Raw genomic sequence first — 21456 nt, 5'->3', positions numbered from 1 at the left:
AGATAATTTGTAAATAGTCAGTGAAACAAGCACCTTTAAATTTTAACCCACCCTGCAATACAACCTTATATTATTGTTTTATTTGAAAATAAACGAAAAACAACAAAAATAAGACCGACAGCCAAATGTTAATTTTTTGAGAACAGTATTGATCTTTATGTGTCAGTCGCTTAATGTAATGTAAGCGCTTTCAAACAGCCATTTTTATTTGACCTAAATTGTAAGCGCTTACAAAAAAGCTTTTTACGTGGCATTTGCCACTACATAAAAACCCAATTTCTTTAGATCAGGGCTGAAAACAATGACGAAAAAAGCATCTCAACTTTCGCGGATAGCTGCCGCGATCTCAGTCGCAACCCTATTTGGCTGTGGAGGCGGAGCAACCACATCTACAGACATCGACGTTGTTGATCCTGCGGCACCCGTTTCTGACTGGGAGCTGGTATGGAGCGACGAGTTCGATGGGAACAGTATTGACGATGACAACTGGACTCATGAAGTAAACTGCGACGGTGGCGGCAATAATGAATCTCAGTGTTATACCGACAGCGAAGACAATTCATTTGTGTCTGACGGTAGCCTAAAAATTGTTGCTCTACCCGCGGAAGAAGGAGCGCAAAAGCCTTACACGTCAGCCCGTCTAAACACGCGCTACAAAGCAGACTTTAAATACGGCCGTATTGAAATGCGTGCTAAATTACCCTCTGGTCAAGGCAGTTGGCCGGCGTTTTGGATGATGCCTACTGATGAAGTTTACGGTGGCTGGCCTCGTTCTGGCGAAATTGACATCATGGAAGCCGTAAATCTAAAGGCACTAGATGCCGACGGCAATCCTGAAAGCCATATCCACGGCACCCTTCACTATGGTCAAGAATGGCCAAATAACGATAGCTCAGGCAAAGCCTACTCGCTTCCTGATGGAGCGAATCCAGCAGACGACTTTCACACCTACGCCGTTGAATGGCAAGAAGGCGAAATTCGCTGGTACATGGACGATTACCTTTACGCTACGCAGCGTCGTTCAGAAGTTCGTTATAACGCAAACGGTGACGCAACTGGACTTTCTCACCGCGGCTGGTATGCGGAATACTTTGAGCAAGGCACAGGTGAGCTAACCACTCACTGGGACAATGCGCCATTCGATCAAGAATTCTACATTATCCTTAACTTTGCAGTAGGTGGCGACTGGCCAGCTAACGTAAACGAAACAGGTATTGATGCTGAAGCGTTTGTCGAAGGTCAGACTTACGAGGTCGATTATGTTCGAGTGTACGAATGTGCATCGAACCCAGACACCGGCAAGGGCTGTGAAACTGTTCGCCCAGGTTACAACTCACTAGACGATGCATTAGTGGAAGGCGAGGCGCCTATCCCTTCACCACCGTCAACCGGTGTTGCACAAAACCTTACTATTTTCGACGGAACACCTAATCCAAACTGGCCTGCGTGGGACTGCTGTGGTGGGTCAACACCAGCACTCGTAGAAGATGCCGAGCAAGGACAGGTTTTCGAATTTGCTATTAATGAAACACCTACGGTAATGGGCTTTATCAGTCGAGCTCAATTCATTACCGACCCAGAAGGTGAAGCGTCTCCGTTTGATGCGTCTCCAATGGAAGAAACTGGCAGTGTTAAATTCGATCTGAAAGTTACATCGCTGCCTGCAAATGCGACAACTAATTGGCTATTTAAGATTGAAAGTTCTGAAGGTTCAACTGCCGCAGAACTTCCACTGATGGACGGCTATGTAGGACCCGCAGACACCGCTGGTGCTGCGCCTGAACAGGGTGTGTGGGAGTCTTACGAATTTCCACTTAGCGCGCTTGCAGCAGCAGGCTTAGATACAACTGCTATCGATGTCATCATGGTTTTCCCTGCGTGGGATACCGGCAATGGAGCAGTGTATCGCATGGCTAACGTAGAAATTTCGCAAGAAGGCGGAGCTAGCTACCCAGAATTAGTCATCTTCGAAGATGGGCAAAACCCTAACTGGCCTATGTGGGACTGCTGTGGCGGCTCTACCCCTACGGAAGAAATGGACAACGAAGAACACGGTCTAACTGCAGAATTTCGAATTGGCGCAGAACCGACTGTAATGGGCTTTATCACGCGTCCTGAATCTGGCGGCGGTGACACCCCGTTCGATGCTACAGCACTTACCGACGGTGGCTTATTGCAGTTTGATATGCGCGTAGTGAGTGCGCCTAGTAACGCCGAAGCATCTTGGATATTCAAAATCGAGTCTAATGGCGCATCTACTGCTGTTGAATTGCCACTTTCTGATAGCGTTGAGGGTCAGGAGCCTGTGGAAGGTGAATGGCAAACCTACACATTTACTATTTCAGAATTACAGGCACGTGGTTTGGACGTGAGTGCTATCGACGTCATTATGGTTTTCCCAGCTTGGGGCACAGGTGAAGGCGCGGTTTATCGCTTAGACAATGTGAAATTTTACCACCCTGATAGCGGCGAAGATGCGTCAGGTGCGGGCATCACGCTCTTTGCTGATACAGCAGCTGAACAATGGTCAATCTGGGATTGTTGTGGTGGCTCAACGCCAACTGAAGAAGTAGACGACGCGGAACACGGCACAGTAGCAGAATTTCGCATTGGCGCTACACCAACGGTGATGGGTTTCTTAGCTGATGAAACCGTATCATTCGATGCTTCATCACTACTTTCAAATGGCGCGATTAAGTTTGAAATGAAAGTAAGCTCAATGCCTAACGACGCCTCTGCACCTTGGTTGTTCAAAGTAGAGTCCATTAATGTCTCTTCTGCTGTTGAACTTCCAATGTCGGCCAGCTTGGAAGGTGCTGATCCGGTTGAAGGTGAATGGCAAACCTACACTTTCCCACTACAAACCCTATATGACGCAGGCTTAGATATCAGCGCTATCAACGTCATCATGATGTTCCCAGCATGGGGGCAAGGCGAAGGTGCAGTTTATCGCATCGACAATGTAGAAATAGCAGCACAGTAACAAAGCAAATGCCGCTTTAGCCTTTAAAGCGGCAGTGACCAATTGATAAGAATTAGTAGGGCAATTATGAAAAACACACCATTTAAAAAGACCCAGCTTGCCACATCAATGGCTTTGTTGATGGGCTCTACCCTAGCTCTTCCCTCTTACGCACAAGAATCAGAAGCGGTAACACCGGCAGAGGGCGAAGTTGAAGTTATTCAAGTAAGCGGTATTCGCGGCAGTATGATCCGCTCTATGGATTTGAAACGCAGCTCAAGCGGCGTAGTAGATGCCATATCCGCTGAAGAACTAGGTAAATTTCCTGATACCAACCTGGCTGAGGCACTTCAACGCATTACAGGTGTAAGTATTAGTCGTTCAAACGGTGAAGGTAGTGAAATTACCGTTCGTGGTTTTGGTCCTGAGTTCAACCTAATTACCCTGAACGGTAGACAAATGCCGGGGACGGGCTTTACCCGTTCCTTCAATTTAGCCAACCTTTCTTCTGAAGGTGTAAACACGCTTGAGCTTCAGAAGACCGCCCGTGCAGAAAATCCCAGCGGGGGACTAGGTGCAACGGTAAACATTATTACCATGAAGCCGTTGGCGCAATCAGGACAAAATGCCACGTTTTCAGTGAAAGGTATTTACGACTCGTCTAACGAAGCGGGTGATGACGTAACCCCTGAAATTGCTGGTGTCTACAGCAACACGTTTGCCGATGACATGTTTGGATTTGGTCTGTCATTCTCTCACCAAGAACGTGACTTTCAGCAGCAAGCGGCAAATATTCAAGGCTGGCAGCTTCAAGAAAACGCTGCACTACCTGACTTAGACCCTGAAAATGTGGTTGATAACCGCACCAATATTACCGACGCTGCGTTCTTCCCTAAAGACATGAACTACAGCATTACTGACGTTCAGCGTGAGCGTTCAAACGCCCAAGTTACCTTCCAATTTCGCCCAGTTGACGATTTTACGGCAACGATAGATTACACTGCAACACGCGCCACTACTGGCACCAACACAGTGGGATGGGGTATTTGGAATAACTTTGGCGCTAATATCAATGCGTACGAATTAGACGAAAATGGTACAGCAGTCTACGCCGATATTAGTGGTGACGACGGCTCGTTTACTGCCAGTCGCGAAACCACGCGAGTTGACGCGCGTTCAATTGGTGTAAACTTAGACTGGGTAGTGTCTGACGATTGGCATTTCCGTCTGGATTACCACGATTCTTACAACGAGATTGATAACGGTTATGACAAAGGTTTGGGTAGCTCTGGCCAAATTATACTGGGCTCAAACCAGCTTGAGTCAAAAGTTTACGACTACAGAGCAGGCGAGATTCCACAAGTTTATGTGAACTGGAACAACGGTACGAATGAAATCTTACCTAGTGAAATTGACTCTAACTTCAGCCAATTCATTTACTCACCAGGTCGCTCTGATATTGAGCAACTGCAGCTTGACGGCACGTGGTATAACTCAGCTTTCGACATACCACTGGTTAAAATTGACTTTGGTTACGCCCGAACAGAACAAGCATTGACGGGTTTTGAAGCGTGGAGCGGACTACGCGGCGGCCCGGGTTTTAGTCCATCTTTCACAGAAATTTTCCCAGACAGCATGTTTATTCGCAATGACACATCAGGCTTCCTAGACGCCTTTGACGGTGGCGGCGCAGGCATGAATCCGGGTTACTATTACACCTATGATTTTGACGAAGCCATTGCCCGTCAACTTGCTTTCATTACTGGTGATGTCGTTGGCGAGAGTAACGCTTACTCTATCGACCCTTACTTCAGCGGTGCGCCTTCTGTCAGTAACGTAGAAGAAATTACCGACTCTATTTATGTTCAGTCAGAGTGGGACTTCGAGGTCGGTGATTATTACGTGCAAATAAATGCTGGTGTACGCTACGAAGAAACAGAAGTGCCAAGCTCTGCGGAGGTTCGTGTACCTGTGCAGGTAAATTGGGTCGCAGCTTCTGAGTGGATCACGCAGTTTGAAGACGAGCTACAGGTGCAAGACTTTACTGGCGAATATGACATTTTATTACCCATGTTCGACGTAAAAGTAGATGTGACGGATGACATTGTTGCGCGTTTCTCTTGGGGTAAATCAATTACCAGAGCGCCGATTGGCTTGCTACAAGGTGGCTTGGCATTCAGTGGAAGCCCTAAAATTGGCGCGAGAACCGCATCGGCGGGTAACACCAGCTTGCTACCGTTCGAGTCAACTAACTTAGACCTTTCATTTGAGTGGTACTACGACGAGTCGAGCATGCTTGCCGTGGGTTTATTCAGAAAGTCGGTTGAAAACTACATTACAACCACAGGTCAAGATCAGCAGTTCGAAGGTTTACGTGACATATATCAAGGCCCTCGCTGGAACGAAGCCGTGACCGCATTAACGGCAGCTGGTGAGCAAGCCACCGATAGCGCTATCTATAATTACTTTATTGATAACGGCTATGCTGACGAAAACGGTGTTGTAACCCCTAATGCGGACGACCCGTTAATTACCTGGCGTACCACACAGCCCGGTAATTCCAGCGATTCAAAAACGGTTGAAGGTATTGAGCTAGCTATACAGCACACGTTTGGCGACACTGGTTTTGGTTTCGGCGCCAACGCAACGTTAGTTGACGGTGACGTTGAATACGATCCTTACAACCTGAACGAGCAAGACCCGCTAGTAGGTATCAGTGACTCGGCCAACTTCCAAGTGTTTTATGAGAAAGAAGGCCTTTCTGTGAAAGTGACCTATGCATGGCGCTCAGACTATGTTGTGGGTATTGGCCAAGCACAAGGTTCTTCAGATAACCCAGCAACTCAGTTCGACACCTTTGGTCAAGTTGATGCCAGCATCAACTATGATGTGAATGAGCACCTAACTGTCTTCCTAGAAGGCGTAAACATTAACGACGAAACAGAGCGTGGCTACGGCCGATTCGAAGAGCAATTCTTATTTGCTCGTCAATACGGACCCCGCTACACGCTAGGCGCTAGATATACTTTCTAAGTTGATAGAGCAATAATACTAAGGGCCTTTTCAGGCCCTTTTTTGTTTTAGCACGCTAGAATTATCAAACTTTTCTTCCAATATTTGATAACCTCGCTAAACAAGCTCAGGTACGAGTAATAAAAGAAGAAGAAGAGTGAAGTATAAGAAGTGTATTAGCGTACTAGTGCTATTTTTGTTGGGAATAAACAATACCTTCGCATCTGACGATGATAGATATTTCCAAGCGTATTCCCAAATTATAGGCAGTAAACCCGACAGTGAAGAAGAGTTAACGGCATTAGTCTCTGACTCTGATACCTTATCTGAACAGTCATCTCTTGCATCTGTTTACATTGCTTTACTGCAATCTATGGTTGATCATCCCACGGGATTCGAAGAGTACAAACTTGCCCCGAAAGACCACTTAAAAGATATAAAGCGTTCACACCCAGCGTTGTATTTCAGACACAACATTCTGTCAGCTTATAACCTCGCCATTCAGGAAAAGTGGCGTTTAGCTCATAGCACTATTGACGAAGTAATAGCGTTTGCCAACGACAATGACCCTGAGCTTTACTTTGACGCTATTGCGACTAAATCCATCTTTCTAGCGAGAATGGGACTAATTAGAGCATCCCTAAACTCAGGCGCGAAAGTGTTAGGCGAACTGCCTTCATTAACCGAAAAACGCTTCTTTGGAGACGGTGCAATAGAAAACATGGAGCTTGAGATAGGGCTCAATATGTCTTACTTAGGGGAGAATAAGCGTGCTTTAGAATTGTGTTCTCGTGCAGAGACCTTTTTTTATACTAGGCCTTTGTCTAGCCCCCATCGGTATTACCAAATTGCCCTAGACTGCCAACGAAGAAGCCTCGATAACTTAGGTCGAATAGATGAGGCTTTCGACATGCTCGAAAAATACACCGAATACGCTACATCCATTGAGGACTGGAATACCTACACCTATGGACTAGTTTTAAAAATTGAATATTTCTATGCTCTGGGCAAAGTAAAAGAGGCACATGAATTAATTGAAAAAACTAAGAGTTTCATATCCTTACTACCGACCTCATACGATACTAACACTTTTCAAATTTCTCGGTTCAAAGCACTAGTAGAACAGAGTGAGTTTGAAAGGGCTAACGCGTTGTCAGCTTTAATTATCGACAACTTGAGTGACGAGTACAGCTCACCCGATTTACATTGGGCACAATTCAAATCTATTCAGTCTTCTCTTTTCGAGCAGCTGGGGAACAAAGAGGCTGCCATTTCAGCATTGCGAGATAGTAAGAACTTTTATCAATCTCTTTACTATCAAACTGACGACAGAAAAGAACTGTTTAGCGACTATTATGAAAGTGCGTTAGCTGAGCGAAAACTACAACTCTTAAAACAACAGCACGAATTATCTCAACTGGAACTTGCAAACAGCAACAGAATGAATCTAATTCTTACTGCTGGGGCGCTGACTTTATTAGGACTTTTAGCCCTCATTAGCTATCTATATGCTGTCCAGCGAAGGTTGAAAAGAGAACAGGAAACATTAGCGACCGTAGATACGCTCACAGGCGTTCGTAATAGAAGAAGTTTACTCGGCGCAGTGCAGTTAGAGCTAAATGAAGCAAAGGCGTATAAAAACGACTTATCTTTGGTGTTAATCGATTTAGATAACTTCAAAGAAATCAATGACAACTATGGCCATGAGTGTGGGGACGATTTACTCAAAGCCTTTTGTGAACACGTTTCCAAGTCCATTAGAAAAACAGATACATTTGGACGTTATGGTGGAGAGGAGTTCATTCTGTGCCTTCCTAACACGTCGGCTGCCGAGGCTAAGGAAGTTGTTAGCTCTATCCTTGATAGTTATCGAAAAGTGCGTATTACGCCAAATATCAGCGCACAAACCTTTTCTGCTGGCATTGCGCAGTATCAAACAGGGATTGAAACATCGAATCTCATTAAGCAGTGTGACGAAGCGCTTTATGTCGCTAAAAGGTTTGGTAGGAATAGAGTTTGTATTTTCAGTCAGGATGACTAAGAAAACCAAAGAATTGAACGCCAATAAGTCGAGTGTACTACAGTATTAGAGTCATCAGACTTTAACACTGTAGTAACTAGTTTTAGCTACGGTCACTCGCGCGTTTCAAGCGACTGTTTTCGCTTATTCAATATTACTCGGTAACGGGCGTTCCATCCTTATTAAATTTCGCTATTTCGGCGCCAGAAGACTCCCATTCTTCCTTTTCAGCTTTAGTGGCTTTGGGTGAGAACCAGCCAACGTAGGCGTAAAATATCCCTATTAGGGGCGCCGTCCAACAAGCAAAGGCAAGAGGGATGTACAGCAAGTTTTCTAAGTTTGCGCCAGAAATACCCAAGCCAAGAGCAGATATCACAAAAGCACCACCGGCATTCCAAGGGATGAGCGGTGACATTAACGTGCCCCCTTCTTCAATGCCACGGGACAGGTTAAGCGTGGAATAACCCATGCCTCTATAAACGGGTGAATACATTCTTCCCGGCAAGGCTACCGACAAGTACGGGTCGCCAGCCACCAGATTAGTAGAAAACGCCGTACCAACCGCTGCTATCTGTGTACCAGCAAAGGTTTTCGCTTTACTCTTTATTGCATTGATAATGCTTCTTAGACAGCCTGTCGTTTCTAACGCTCCACCGAAACCAAGCGCAATCAATACCAATGAAATAGTCCACATCATTGACTGAACGCCGCCGCGATTAAGCAAACTATCTATTTCAACAATATTGGTTTGAATGGCATATCCGTTATTTGCATAATCGAAAACGGCTTGCAGACTCTGACCTTGCATAAACATGGCGAAAGCTCCTCCCACAACCGCTCCTGCAAATAACGCAGGAAGGGGTGGAATTTTCTTTAAGGCTAACCCCATAACAACAAGCGCTGGCAATAACGCCCACCCCGTAACGGTAAAGTTATCTTCTAATGCACTGGTGATACCTGCAATTTTTGCAAATGAGACGCTCTGAGCATCGATAACGAAGAAGCCGACGCCAAGGTAAATCAGAAATGCGAGCACCATGGCAGGGATTGTCGTTGCCATCATATTCTTGATATGTGAAAACACGTCGGTACCTGTAACCGCTGGAGCAAGGTTTGTGGTATCCGACAGCGGCGATACCTTGTCTCCGAAAAAGGCGCCTGAAACTACTGCTCCCGCCGTCCAGTACATGGGGATATCGAATCCTTCACCGATACCCATTAATGCTAAACCAACGGTGCCTACGCTGCCCCAACTTGTGCCTAAAGAAACTGAAACGACTGCACAGATAACCATACCCGCGGCCAGAAAAATTTGGGGAGACAGGGTCTTTAACCCATAGTAAATAATGGTGGGTACCGTACCGCTGGCTATCCAAATACCTATGATCATCCCTACAACAATAAGTACACTTACCGACGGCAAGGCAACATGAATAACTTTAAAGATTCCTGCCCGCACTTCTTCCCACGTTAGACCAAGATAAGTACCAACAAAACTTGTTAATGCTATGCCAATGGCAAGCGGTATATGAGGCTCAAACACGCCGAAGTAAAATATCTGGGTGCCGAGGATTAAAAGCGTCAATACAACAGGTGTTAAGGCAAGTAAGAGACTTGGTGTTGCACGCTGTTCATCTGTCATTTTACTACCCTGTAATTTTCCCGAATGACAAGAATGAATGCAGGACGGAAACACGTCTTATCTACTTTCATCTCACCAACGATTGTTGTTTATATTACAGGTTGGCTACGGGATGAACTGCATAATAGATCGATAAACGGAAGGCTCAAGGTCGGTGCAAACAAAAAAAAGCCGCCAGTTTTTGAGGTTGGCGGCGTTGTTTTTTCTAGTAGCGTTGAGAGCTACTTACTGTTTAGTTTTGGCAACTTATACTCGCCGATTTGTCAGCCTCAGGGGTAAACTGAATATCTGCCACACTCAAGCTAGCCTTCCCTGAACTTCCCAGCTCAAACGGCACAACAAGGCCGGTAAAATCGATACCTTCATTAACAAAGCACTGTAGGTCAATACTTATGTTTGTCCATGTGTCAGCTGGCATTGCCTTTAGCTGCTCGCTAATATCAATTTGAGTTGAACAGCTGCCCGCTGCGTCTCCCTCGCCTTCACAGTTCATGCCTACGGTTACAGGTGCATTTATGTCTGAGTGACGACTAACGTTAAAGCTTAAGGCACCATGCGTAAGTAGTTGCGCACTTAAATCTTCACGGAAGAAGCTCTTGCTTGCAAAACGCATAGCGGCGAACTCGGTGCCATCGAAAGTGATTTTACGCGCATCTTCCTGCACTTCCTTATCAACCGTACGATAAGTAATGGCTCCAACAGTATGCGTGCTTGCGTTCACTGCCAGAGAATCATCACCAGAGTAGAGCCATAATACCCAAGGTGCCTCAACCGAGCCCTTTAGAATTTCCATCGGCTTGTTGCTGTCAGTACTCACCTTAATTTCAGTATTTAGCGTATCGCTTAGAACATTGTCATCGCTGTACGTTAAGCCGAAGCCATAAGGCAGCAAAGGTTCATAGGTTTCATCGCCCTTGTTAACGATCTGCTGAGGCTCTGACGGCCACGAGAAAGACAGCTTGCCTTTAAAGTCCTGCTCACCAAACAAAACGTCTGCCACCGCTGCACCTTCAGAGCCAGGAAGCCAAGCTGCAACAAATGCATCAGATGCATTAAGCTCTGCGTTAACCCACATCGGTCGGCCGCTGATAAACACCGACACCACCGGAATGCCCTGAGATTTCAAGTTTTCTAGCAACGCTAGATCTGTCTTGCTCCCGTGTTGATAAATTAAGGTTTCTCTATCGCCATGACCCTCGGCATAAGGCTCTTCACCGAACACCACTATGGCGACATCAGGTTTAGTTTCAAAGCTACCGTCAACCGATAGCTGTACGTTACCACCAGCATTGTCTACATGCGCTTTAATGCCGTCATAAATAGAGCTGCCGCCGGGGAAGTCATCGTTGGTATTATTTGTGCCTTGCCACGTAATACTCCAACCACCTGATTGCTTGCCGATGTTATCCGCACCATCGCCCGCTACCAATATGCGTTTGCTTGCAGAAATCGGGAGGGTTTTATTTTTATTTTTCAGCAGTACCAGAGACTCGCGCACCGCTTGCGCCGCCACTTCTCTATGCTCTGCCTTGCCAATAAGCGAACGGTCGCCAGATAACGGGCGGTTTGCCGGGCTTGGCTTTTCGAAAAGTCCAGCGCGTACTTTCACTCGAAGAATTCGGCGTACCGCATCATCAATACGCGACATAGGGATGGTGCCGTCGTTTACTTGAGCTAGGGTATTGTCATACAGCACCTTCCAATCGTTTGGCACCATGAAGATATCTAAGCCTGCGTTAATGGCCTGTGCACAATCTTCGTTGTTGCAACCTTTAACTTGCCCATGACCGTTCCAGTCACCAACAACAAACCCGTCAAAGCCCATTTGCTCTTTAAGTACGTCTGTTAGTAAGTATTTATGACCATGAAGCTTCTCGCCATTCCAGCTATTGAACGACGCCATGACAGACTGCGCGCCCGCCGTTAATCCGCCCACATAGCCTTGGGCGTGAATATCAAATAACTCTTGTTCGCTGGCAACATTGTCACCTTGGTCATCACCGCCAACCGTACCGCCGTCACCTACAAAGTGCTTTACTGTACTAATTACACGCTGGTCGCTTAAGAAGTCTTTGTCAGCCGCGCCTTGAAGACCTTTAACCACTGAAGCGGCATACTCTCTAACAATGGCTGGGTCTTCAGAATAGCTCTCGTAGGTTCTGCCCCAGCGATCGTCACGTACCACAGCAACGGTAGGCGCAAATACCCAATCGATACCCGTCGCCATGACCTCTTTAGCTGTAATGTGCGCAATCTTCTCTACCAGTTCAGGGTTATTTGCCGCACCTAATCCAATGTTGTGAGGAAACAAGGTTGCGCCTATAACATTGTTATGACCGTGAACAGCGTCTGTCCCCCACATTGTAGGAATTGTCGAGCCGTCCAAACTGTCATCGATGGAAGCCTGATAAAGCTTTTCTGCAAGTGCTACCCAGTCTTCTGGTGTGGCGTGCTTGTCGTTATTAGGGAATGCACCACCGCCGTTAAGATAAGAACCAAATCCATATTTGCGCATATCTTCTACCGTGATATTGCGAATTTCAGGCTGGATCATCTGCGCAATTTTTTGCTCGATAGTCATGGTAGACAGAATTTCTTCTACCTTAGTTTCGACAGTAGCGTTTGTTTTAACTTCAATATCTAGTTTAGGCCATACCTCGCCCGCTTTGTTTGGCTGTGGCTCAACGTCATCGACTGAAGACGTATTTTTTTCAGCTGAACATGCACTAACTAAAACGCCAACCAATGCACCGGTAACAACTTTCGCGATTATACTTTTTCGCATTATTTATCCTCGTTACTTTTCAGTGGTATTAATGTGAGATACGCGACTTCCTACAAGGCCATAGTAGGCAATGTAAAGGTAGCAAGAAGCGGGTAGTAAAAATGACAGCGTAACGCCGACGGTGTCTGCAAGCATGCCTTGAAGCAGTGGAATAATGGCACCGCCAACTATGGCTAAACAAAGAATGCCTGAACCTTGTGGGGTGTCTTTTCCTAGCTGGTGAAGTGCAAGACTAAAAATGGTAGGGAACATGATTGAGTTAAACAAACCTACTCCCAAAATGCTCCACAGCGCTATGTCTCCTGTGCTTGAAAGTGATAGCAAAATAAGCGCAATAGCCACACAAGCGTTGAACGCCAGCACGTAGCCACCCGAGATTTTTTGCATGACCACAGCACCGATAAAGCGCCCTACCATCGCGCCTCCCCAGTAGTAAGCAAGCAGCTTGGCCGCCCCTGCCTCACTTAATCCGCCAACCGCCGGACTCGCTAGATAATTCACTAGCATGCTGCCAATAGCCACTTCCGCGCCAACATACATAAAAATGCCGACAGCGCCTAAAACAAGGTGCTTGTGATGCCATGCACCTCCTTTAAATACTCCAGTGCTTGCGCTGGTGTGATTTAGCTTCGGCAGCTTTAAATACATGAAAATAAGAGCCAGAAGAAGCAGTGATGCAGCAAGAATTAGGTAAGGCACTTGCACGTCTGAAGCGCTTGGCGTACCGCCTCCGTGCTCTCCTGTAGCGCCGTAGATAAGATAAGAACCGAAGAAGGGAGCCACGGTTGTACCAAAAGCGTTAAATGCTTGGGTCATGGTGAGTCGTGACGAGGCAGTTTTAGGGTCGCCGAGTGCCGTTACATAAGGGTTGGCAGACACCTGGAGTACGGTTATACCAGACGCTAATACAAAAAGAGCTAACAGAAAAATACCGTATATTTGACTTGATGCAGCGGGGAAGAACAGCAAGCACCCCACGCAGGCTATAGCGAGCCCAAGTACAATACCTTTCTGGTAACCAATGCGCGACACCACCATGCCTGCAGGCAGTGACACAATGAAATAGGCACTAAAAAAGCAAAACTGAATCAGCATTGCTTGTGTGAAGCTAAGGTTGAATGCACCTTTTAAGTAAGGAATAAGGATGTCATTCAAACAGGTAATAAAACCCCACATGAAGAACAGCGTGGTGAGTGAGATAAGCGCAAAACGGTATCCACCGTTTGCCTCTGCCTCTTGGGCGCTTGAAATATTAGGCTGCACTGGTGTGTCCACGAATAACCTCTGTTGCTATTTTTCTATTTAATGATAAATTTACATTTGAAAGCGCTTACATCTAACTACAAATGATTTTGTAAGCGCTTACATTGAAGAGATAATTACACGAAGCGTAATCGAATTCAATGTAAATATGATGTTATTTGCCCTGTCTAGCGCAGGGTTAATATGAAAAAATTGTTATAGTCAGGACATACCCACGATGCAAGAAATTAACCTTCCATCCAATTCAATGATGTTGTCGAAAGACTTTTTGTTTGGTGTGGCTACATCAAGTTTCCAAATAGAGGGAGACAGAAAAGGAAGATTAGATTGTATTTGGGACACGTTCTGCGAAAAGAAAAATGCCATTACTGATGCCACTAATGGTGACATTGCCTGTAACCACATAGATTTGTGGAAACAAGATGTAGAGCTAATTGATTCTCTTGGTGTTGATGCTTATAGGCTGTCTATCTCGTGGCCGCGAGTGATGAAACAGGACGGTAGCGTAAACGAAGTGGGCATGCGCTTTTACGTAAACTTAGTCAATGAAGTTATCAAGCGCGGCATGAAAGTGTTCGTAACGCTTTATCACTGGGATTTACCGCAACACCTTGAAGACAACGGTGGCTGGCTTAATCGCAATACAGCCTATGCATTCGAAAAATATGCTGAAGCCGTAGCAAACGCGTTGGGCGAAAAAGTCCACTCCTACGCGACATTAAATGAGCCATTTTGTTCAGCCTATTTGGGTTATGAGGCAGGCATTCATGCACCTGGAAAGACAGGCATGGCAAATGGTCGAAAGGCAGCGCATCACTTATTGCTTGCTCACGGTTTAGCGTTGAAGGTGCTTAACCGAGTTTGCCCAAAAAGCCAAAACGGTATCGTACTTAACTTTAGCAATTGCCATACAAAAAGTGATTCACCCGAAGACATACACGCCGCCAAACTCGCCGATGATTACCAAAACCAATGGTATTTAAAACCTATTATTGAAGGCAAATATCCAGACATTATCGATAAGCTCGCTCCCGACGTTAAGCCCGACATTGCGGAAGGTGATATGGCTATTATCTGCCAACCAATCGATTACTTAGGCATTAATTATTACACCCGCACTGTGTATCAAAGTGATGGCAATGGTTGGTTTGAAATTGTGCCTCCAGCCACAACCGAATTAACCGCAATGGGCTGGGAAATCACTCCTGATGCCTTTACCGAGCTGCTTGTTGATTTGCACCAACGCTACGACTTACCGCCTATCTATATCACTGAAAACGGAGCAGCAATGGATGATGAGCTCATAGACGGTGAAGTGTTAGACGACGGGCGTACCGCCTACTTCCACACCCATTTAAATGCGGTAAATGAAGCAATAGAAAAAGGCGTAGACATACGCGGATATTTTGCATGGAGCCTAATGGACAACTTTGAGTGGGCACTGGGCTATTCAAAGCGTTTCGGCATAGTTTATGTCGACTACGCAACCCAAAAACGTACGCCCAAACAAAGCGCTTTGGCTTATTCAAAACTGGTTAAGAGCCGGATAAATGGGTACATTAGCGGTATCAAATAAGGACAAGTACCAAACCGTATGGCAACAATTTACCAAGTATCAGAGGCCGCAGGTGTTTCGTTAGCTACCGTTTCTCGCGTTATGAATGGCAACGCGAAGGTAAGCGAGCGCACCCGCAAAAAAGTAGAGGATGCTATGGCATCGTTGGGATACCAGCCCAATGCTATTGCGCAATCTCTTGCGTCAAATCGCACTAACAGCGTCGGTTTGCTCGTATCTGAACTGCACGGCTCTTACTTTGGCGACTTGATGAGTACAGTAGAACATGTGCTTAAACAAAACGGTAAGCACGTTATTATTACCGCCGGTCATGTGGATGAAAAGCGCGAGCACGAAGCTATTGAGTTTTTAAAAAGCCGCCGTTGCGATGCCTTGATTCTTCATGCTGAAGCCGTCTCCGATGACTACTTAAAAACACTAGTAGACAGTAAGATCCCCGTTGTTGTGATAAACCGAAAAGTGGACGCTCTCGACGAAAACTGCTTTGTTGTGGACAACGAAAGAGGCGGCTACATGGCAACGAAAGCTGCTATTGATGCAGGCCACAAAAAGATTGCGTACATCAGCGGCCCGCTATTTAAAAAGGATGCAAGCGATCGTCTGGCAGGTCACAAAAGAGCCCTTCAAGAAGCAGGGGTTACCTTTAGTGAAAACAGTGTCTTTGAAGGTGACTTCCACGAGTCATCAGGTCAAGAAGGCATGCAGCATCTTCAGAGAACATTCTCTGACTTTACCGCATTGGTATGCGCGAACGACGAAATGGCCTCTGGTGCAATGACCGCCGCAAGAGAAGCGGGATTTGATATACCGTCACAGCTTTCTATCATTGGCTTCGATAACGTACTGTTTTCGCGCTACCTTTATCCAAAACTCACTACCATTAATAACCCTATTCACGCTATGGGAGAAATGGCTGCTTATTGGGTGCTGCAACATGTTTATGACATAAAAAGCCCTATTCCTATTGAGCACTTATTTGAACCCGAAGTAGTAAATAGGGACACATTAGGCAAATTATAAAATGAATAAAGCCCTGTCTCCGTCGCTGTATTACACACTCATTGTCTCTCTTGGAGGGTTTATTTTTGGCTTCGATGCCAGTGTAATAGCAGGAGCCAATGGCTTTATCGATGCCGAATTTAACCTAAGCGATTGGCAGCAAGGCTTCGTCGTAAGCTCACCGACACTAGGTGCGCTAATAGCCATGCTATTTGCCGGTGGCGTTAGCGACGCTATTGGCAGGCGCAAAGCCCTCATTCTTGTCGCTTTCCTTTACCTGCTTTCTTCTGTCGGCTCAGCCTTAGCCCCTAATTTCGAACTATTAGTGCTTTCTCGCTTTATTGGCGGCATTGCCTTTTGTTCGCTGATCATTGCCCCGCTTTATATCTCGGAAATAAGCGCCCCTGAGAACCGAGGCAAAATGGTGTCGGTGAACCAGCTAAACATTGTATTTGGCTTCGCCCTATCCTATTTCACCAACTATTACCTGCTGCAGCTCAGCAATAGCGGTGCAGGTTGGGTTGCTGAATGGGGTTTAGATACACATTTATGGCGCTACATGCTGGGCTTGGAGGTTATCCCAGCAGCACTATGGTTTGGTTTACTGTTTACTATTCCGCGTAGCCCCAGGTGGCTGGTACTAAAAGGCCAACACGAGGAAGCCGAACAGGTTATAAACCGCTTATTCGACAAAGCCCAAGCCAGCGCTCTTGTTGAAGATATAGCGTCTTCACTTAAAGAAAAGTCGTGGCCTTTTCGTGAACGCCTAGGCTTTCTAAAGGCAAAGGCCATGCGATTTCCGTTAATGGTCGGCATTATCATTGCCATTGCTCAGCAAATTACCGGCATTAACGTTATCTTTTTTTACGCGCCCACGATTTTTGAACAAAGCGGTGTAGGTACCAATGCGGCATTTATGCAGGCTGTATGGATTGGCTTGGTTAACGTAGCATTTACCGTGGTTGCTATGCTAACTATTGATAAATGGGGAAGAAAACCGCTGCTGCTGATTGGCTTAACTGGCGTAGTGATCAGCATGTCTATTTGTACCTATGGCTTTAAACAGGCGATATATCAAGTACAGCAAACGGCCATAAACGAAATACAGCAAGATGCGCCGAGTGTGGCAATAAAGCTAACTCCACTAACCAACGATATTTACTATTCAGACGTTGAGTTTAAGCGCACGCTTAAAACCGCACTTACCAGCGAAGAATACGATACTTACCAGCAACCATTGCTTACAAGCAGTATTAACATGAATGCGCCTTTAGTTTTGTTTGGCATTATTGCGTTCGTTGCTTCGTTTGCGATGTCCCTTGGCCCTGTGATGTGGGCAATGCTTGCTGAAATTTTTCCGAATCAAACCCGCGCTTTGGCTATTTCATTAGTGGGCATGGTGAATTCACTCACCAGCTTTCTTGTTCAAGTTATCTTTCCTTGGGAGCTGGCTAATTTGGGAGCCGCGGCCACGTTTGCAATCTACGGCGTGTTTGCCTTAGTCAGCCTGATATTAGTTGCTAAGTTCTTCCCAGAAACAAAAGGAAGAACGTTGGAAGAAATCACGGAAGAATTTGAGCAATGTGCATAATTTAAAACAGCACTGATGTTCAAGTGACCATGTTAAGGCGCTGACCTTTACTCAGGTTACCAACACTCCCTTCATCTAGTGATAGTGTTGATGACACATTCAACGCGCTTGGCGTAACGTGAGAAGCAACAAGGATGAGGTGGTTGGCAGCGTAGCGATTTAATACTTCACACACTTTATGTTGAGTAGTTACATCCAAGCCCTCGAAGGGTTCATCAACAAGCAACACATTGGCGTGAGATAAAATAGCGCGCGCTAACGCAAGCCGCTTGCGCTCGCCCCCAGAAAGCGCCCTTCCCGCCTTGCCAACCCACATAGACAACGGCAACAGTGCCTCTAGCCCTAATTGAGCTAACAGGTTAGTCATGTCATCAAGGGGAATACCCATTCCGGCAGGGTCTAAATTTGAAGAGACACTGCCAGAAAGCACTATTGGCTCTTGTTCCACATAGCGCCAGTTTTTAATTAAGCCATCGGCTATACGCATGCCATCCACTTCTTTAAGTCCAGTAGAAGGCACTACCCCCGCAATTGACTGAAGCAAAGATGACTTACCACAGCCTGACGGCCCGGATATACATACGATGCCAGTGGCTGGGAATCTAGCATTGACCAAAGGTAAGCGTCTATTTTTGGCAGTATAATCAGATAACGTAAGTGAATGGTGCAGTTCGGTGCGTTCAAGTACTTTAATGGGTGAGGTTTTGAGCTTCTTAAGGGCTTTCGCGCTTTGTTTGTGCTGTGCAAACTTGGTAATGCTGTGAAAAGCTGCACCAGCCCAATCAGGCGCAGCCATCAATATCATGGGCACAACAATAGCAATAGGCATATACGAAAAGTCAGATATTGGGCTAACTGCGCCCGACATAACTAACACTACGGCAAAAAATGCCGCGCCCTGAAACCACCAGCTCGCGCGTAGCGCTTTGTCTTTCTGCGTAGTTTGTTGTTGCCAAACACTATGAGCACTCGGCATGCTATTGATCACATGCCCACCCTCTTCCTGTGGCTTATCTGTCATTGCTTTATTTAAGTGCCATAAAGCGCTGCAGTTAAGAAAGTCGGCTGACTCTTGGCGAAACACTTTATTTTCCTTTGTCGCTTTTTTCGCAACGTTTAAACCACTAAAGCCTTGCAGCACAACGATGAAGAGCCAAATAACAAAAAGTGTAAGTAAAAACGAGGTGCCGGGAAGATTAAACCATACTGCAACAACGCAAAGATTTGTGAATATAAATGTGATGTTAGAAAGCGGAGCTATCCAAGCAATCCACCGACTGGCAAGCGTTTCGGTATGCTGGGCTAATGCTTCTGTTGTGAATGCTTTGTCGGTAATTTTACTGTTTTCAAGTTGACTGAATACAAGCAAGCGCCCCTCTGCGATACGGGTAAGCAAATCGTTATGACCCACCCACATACTGGCATATCCCGAAGCAATGCGAAGTAGTGCTAGCGCGCGAATAACCACCGCCGGAATAACGTAATTAAAACCTACAGGTGCAATAGCGCTGATAGCGATAAACCACGAAGAAATAACAAGAATGGTTATTCCTGCCACACCGTGTAAAAGAGCAAGCAGTAGCGTGAGATAAGTCGGTTTACTTTTCATCAAGGCCACACTCCTTTTGATTGGCATTCGCCTTAAAGCTCGTTGCCGTCACGCTGCTACAGCCTTGTAGGTGCTCGTCTTGTACAACGCCTATTTTGCTTTTAAGCCCTGCCTCTGATTTTGACATTGAGTTGAAGTTTGCGTTGGAAATAACGTTTTGTTCATTCGTACTGCGCGATACCGTCCAAAAGCGGTTAAACCAGTTTGCAGGGAGTGCTTTGTGAGAAGCCCAAATCAGTGTTTTGTCTCTACCCAAACGTTCAATTAACTGTGCCAATCTTGCATGCTGGGGATCTGGCAAATGGGCTGTAGGCTCGTCTAGTAACCATATATCGTCTTTGCGCAACAGCGCTCTCGCTAGCGACAGCCGTTGCGCTTCTCCACCTGAAAGCAGCGGATAATCAGTCATTACCGTATCAAGCCCGCAAGGCAATAACGACAGCCACGCGTCAAGTTCTACTGTTTCTAGTGCTTTCATAAGCGCGTCGTCTGTATAGTTGTCGTTTAAGCACAAATTTTCACGCACGGTACCTGGCGTGATCACGGGGTGCTGGGTTATCCAAATTACCGGTTCACTGAATGTATGAGTGCTAGGTCTTTGACCACCTAGGGCTTCTAATAACAGTGTTTTACCCGAACCTGAGCGCCCGCTAATAAGTATTTTGTCGCCCTTTGATACTTCTAGAGATTCAGCGTGCAAAAGCACAGACGGCTCATCAACATCCGTTGTAGCGTGAGAGCTTTGCGAGTGAGTTTGCCCGGCGTTAATGTCATAGACCTTAAGATTGTTAGCTGTTAGCAATACACCGGTTTCTGATAAATGATAGTGGGATGTGGCAGTGTTAGCCGGATTCACTGCACTACAAGCAAGGTTTTGCGTGAAGCACGAGAATAACGGCGCGAGTTCAGTTTTGGCTGCTTCTGCTTGCGCCTTCTGATGGTATACCTGCCCCAACTTTTTCATTTCACTTAGCAGCAAAGGTACGGTCAGCAATATCCATAAGCCTTGCTGGAGCGTTATTTCCGGCCCAATACTCAATTCACCTAACAGTGAAAAACCAATAAATACTGCCGTTAGTGCAACCGCGAGTGTTGCGAAGAAGTCGAGCACGCTGTTGGACAAAAACGCTACGCTCACTACTTTCATAGTACGCGCATTCAAATTTTCACTGGCATCTTTAAGCAGGGCTGTTTGTTTTTGATGCGCCTGATAATTTGCCAGCATCGGCAGCGCGGCTAACCTATCAGTAAATAAACTTCCCAAACGTTCAAGGGCGATAAAATGCTTTCGATGTAGGGCAGCGGCTCCCTTGCCCACAATGATCATAAAAAGCGGCACTACCGGCAATGTCAGTAATAGGCCAATTCCTATAACGGGGTTCACATAAAAGATAACGGCTAAAGCAAATAATGGGACAACAACTGCAATCAATTGCTGCACTCGATATTCAAGTGCCCAGTCAGCAAAAGCCTGTAAGCGCTGTAGCCACACCGTTTGCCAATAGTAAACCGAGTGCTGTCGAATAAGCGCATGTTGACGCTCAATGAATACGTGTTGTAGGTGCTGTTCGAGCTTGTTTAACACCTGCATTCTTGCGCTACTAGATAAAGCATTGAATGCGCCTTGTAGCAGCCAGCTAAGCCCCAGAGAAACGGCAAGTCCTGTGACATCACTCGCTGTTGCAGGAGTCTGATTTACTACCCAGTCATGAGCAATATGTGAAAAATAATAGAACCCAATAATCAAAGAAAAAAGCGACAAACACTTAACCATTACTTGGGCCGTAAGAGAGGTACGCAAGCCAAGCGACTGCGCCTTATCTATCTTATTGGACCACGCGTTGAGCGTTTGCCGGTTGGGAACTTTTTCTTTGATCACTGTGGTTTTGACTCATCTTTTTCGTTACTTAGTAACGAGAGCAAATCTCGCATTTCTTTTTCATTCTTTTCGAAGTGGTGGGCTGGCTGCAAGAACCCTCAGCGGCAGGGACGCTGCC

11 protein-coding genes are annotated in these 21456 nt (G+C 46.1%); 6 read left to right on the top strand and 5 right to left on the bottom strand.

Annotated elements, in window-relative coordinates:
• Positions 1-301 precede the first annotated feature (301 nt).
• The 3 genes from AWH61_RS12930 to AWH61_RS12920 all read left to right on the top strand — a co-directional run bounded on the left by AWH61_RS12930 (position 302) and on the right by AWH61_RS12920 (position 8015).
• Complete coding sequence (locus AWH61_RS12930; protein WP_075177267.1) at positions 302-2983, top strand: glycoside hydrolase family 16 protein; 2682 nt, start codon at positions 302-304, stop codon at positions 2981-2983.
• Positions 2984-3049: 66 nt separating this feature from the next.
• Positions 3050-5995 (top strand): TonB-dependent receptor, encoded by a 2946-nt coding sequence (locus AWH61_RS12925; protein ID WP_014951139.1) that lies wholly within the window; start codon positions 3050-3052, stop codon positions 5993-5995.
• 136 nt (positions 5996-6131) lie between these two features.
• The gene (locus AWH61_RS12920; protein WP_075177266.1) at positions 6132-8015 is read left to right on the top strand and encodes a GGDEF domain-containing protein; all 1884 of its coding nucleotides are present in this window, start codon (positions 6132-6134) and stop codon (positions 8013-8015) included.
• Positions 8016-8148: 133 nt separating this feature from the next.
• Here the strand turns inward: AWH61_RS12920 and nhaC are convergent, their stop codons facing one another.
• The 3 genes from nhaC to AWH61_RS12905 all read right to left on the bottom strand — a co-directional run bounded on the left by nhaC (position 8149) and on the right by AWH61_RS12905 (position 13696).
• On the bottom strand, positions 8149-9636 hold the full coding sequence (gene nhaC, locus AWH61_RS12915) for a Na+/H+ antiporter NhaC (protein WP_014951141.1): 1488 nt from the start codon (positions 9634-9636) through the stop codon (positions 8149-8151).
• Between the two features lie 232 nt (positions 9637-9868).
• On the bottom strand, positions 9869-12421 hold the full coding sequence (locus tag AWH61_RS12910; protein ID WP_075177265.1) for a glycoside hydrolase family 3 protein: 2553 nt from the start codon (positions 12419-12421) through the stop codon (positions 9869-9871).
• Between the two features lie 12 nt (positions 12422-12433).
• Positions 12434-13696 (bottom strand): sugar MFS transporter, encoded by a 1263-nt coding sequence (locus AWH61_RS12905; protein WP_075177264.1) that lies wholly within the window; start codon positions 13694-13696, stop codon positions 12434-12436.
• A gap of 205 nt (positions 13697-13901) precedes the next feature.
• Between AWH61_RS12905 and AWH61_RS12900 the strand changes: the two genes are divergently transcribed.
• From AWH61_RS12900 to AWH61_RS12890, 3 genes are read left to right on the top strand one after another with little or no spacing between them, the layout of a single operon-like run.
• A complete protein-coding gene (locus AWH61_RS12900) occupies positions 13902-15260 on the top strand; it encodes a GH1 family beta-glucosidase (RefSeq protein ID WP_075177263.1) in 1359 nt (452 codons plus the stop codon).
• An 18-nt stretch (positions 15261-15278) separates the two neighbouring features.
• Positions 15279-16280: a LacI family DNA-binding transcriptional regulator gene (locus AWH61_RS12895; RefSeq protein ID WP_075177262.1), complete on the top strand. Its 1002-nt coding sequence runs from the start codon at positions 15279-15281 to the stop codon at positions 16278-16280.
• Position 16281: 1 nt separating this feature from the next.
• The gene (locus tag AWH61_RS12890) at positions 16282-17850 is read left to right on the top strand and encodes a sugar porter family MFS transporter (RefSeq protein ID WP_075177261.1); all 1569 of its coding nucleotides are present in this window, start codon (positions 16282-16284) and stop codon (positions 17848-17850) included.
• A 19-nt stretch (positions 17851-17869) separates the two neighbouring features.
• On the opposite strand, the gene AWH61_RS12885 is transcribed toward AWH61_RS12890, so the two are convergent.
• Positions 17870-19459: an ATP-binding cassette domain-containing protein gene (locus AWH61_RS12885; RefSeq protein WP_075177260.1), complete on the bottom strand. Its 1590-nt coding sequence runs from the start codon at positions 19457-19459 to the stop codon at positions 17870-17872.
• A complete protein-coding gene (locus AWH61_RS12880; protein ID WP_083605935.1) occupies positions 19449-21338 on the bottom strand; it encodes an ATP-binding cassette domain-containing protein in 1890 nt (629 codons plus the stop codon). The genes AWH61_RS12885 and AWH61_RS12880 overlap by 11 nt, the downstream gene beginning before the upstream one ends.
• Positions 21339-21456: the final 118 nt, after the last annotated feature.

The organism is Alteromonas sp. W12 (assembly GCF_001924945.1).
Lineage (GTDB): Bacteria > Pseudomonadota > Gammaproteobacteria > Enterobacterales > Alteromonadaceae > Alteromonas > Alteromonas macleodii.
The sequence above is the reverse complement of the archived record's forward strand: the minus strand, read 5'-3'. Positions and strand labels throughout refer to the sequence as shown.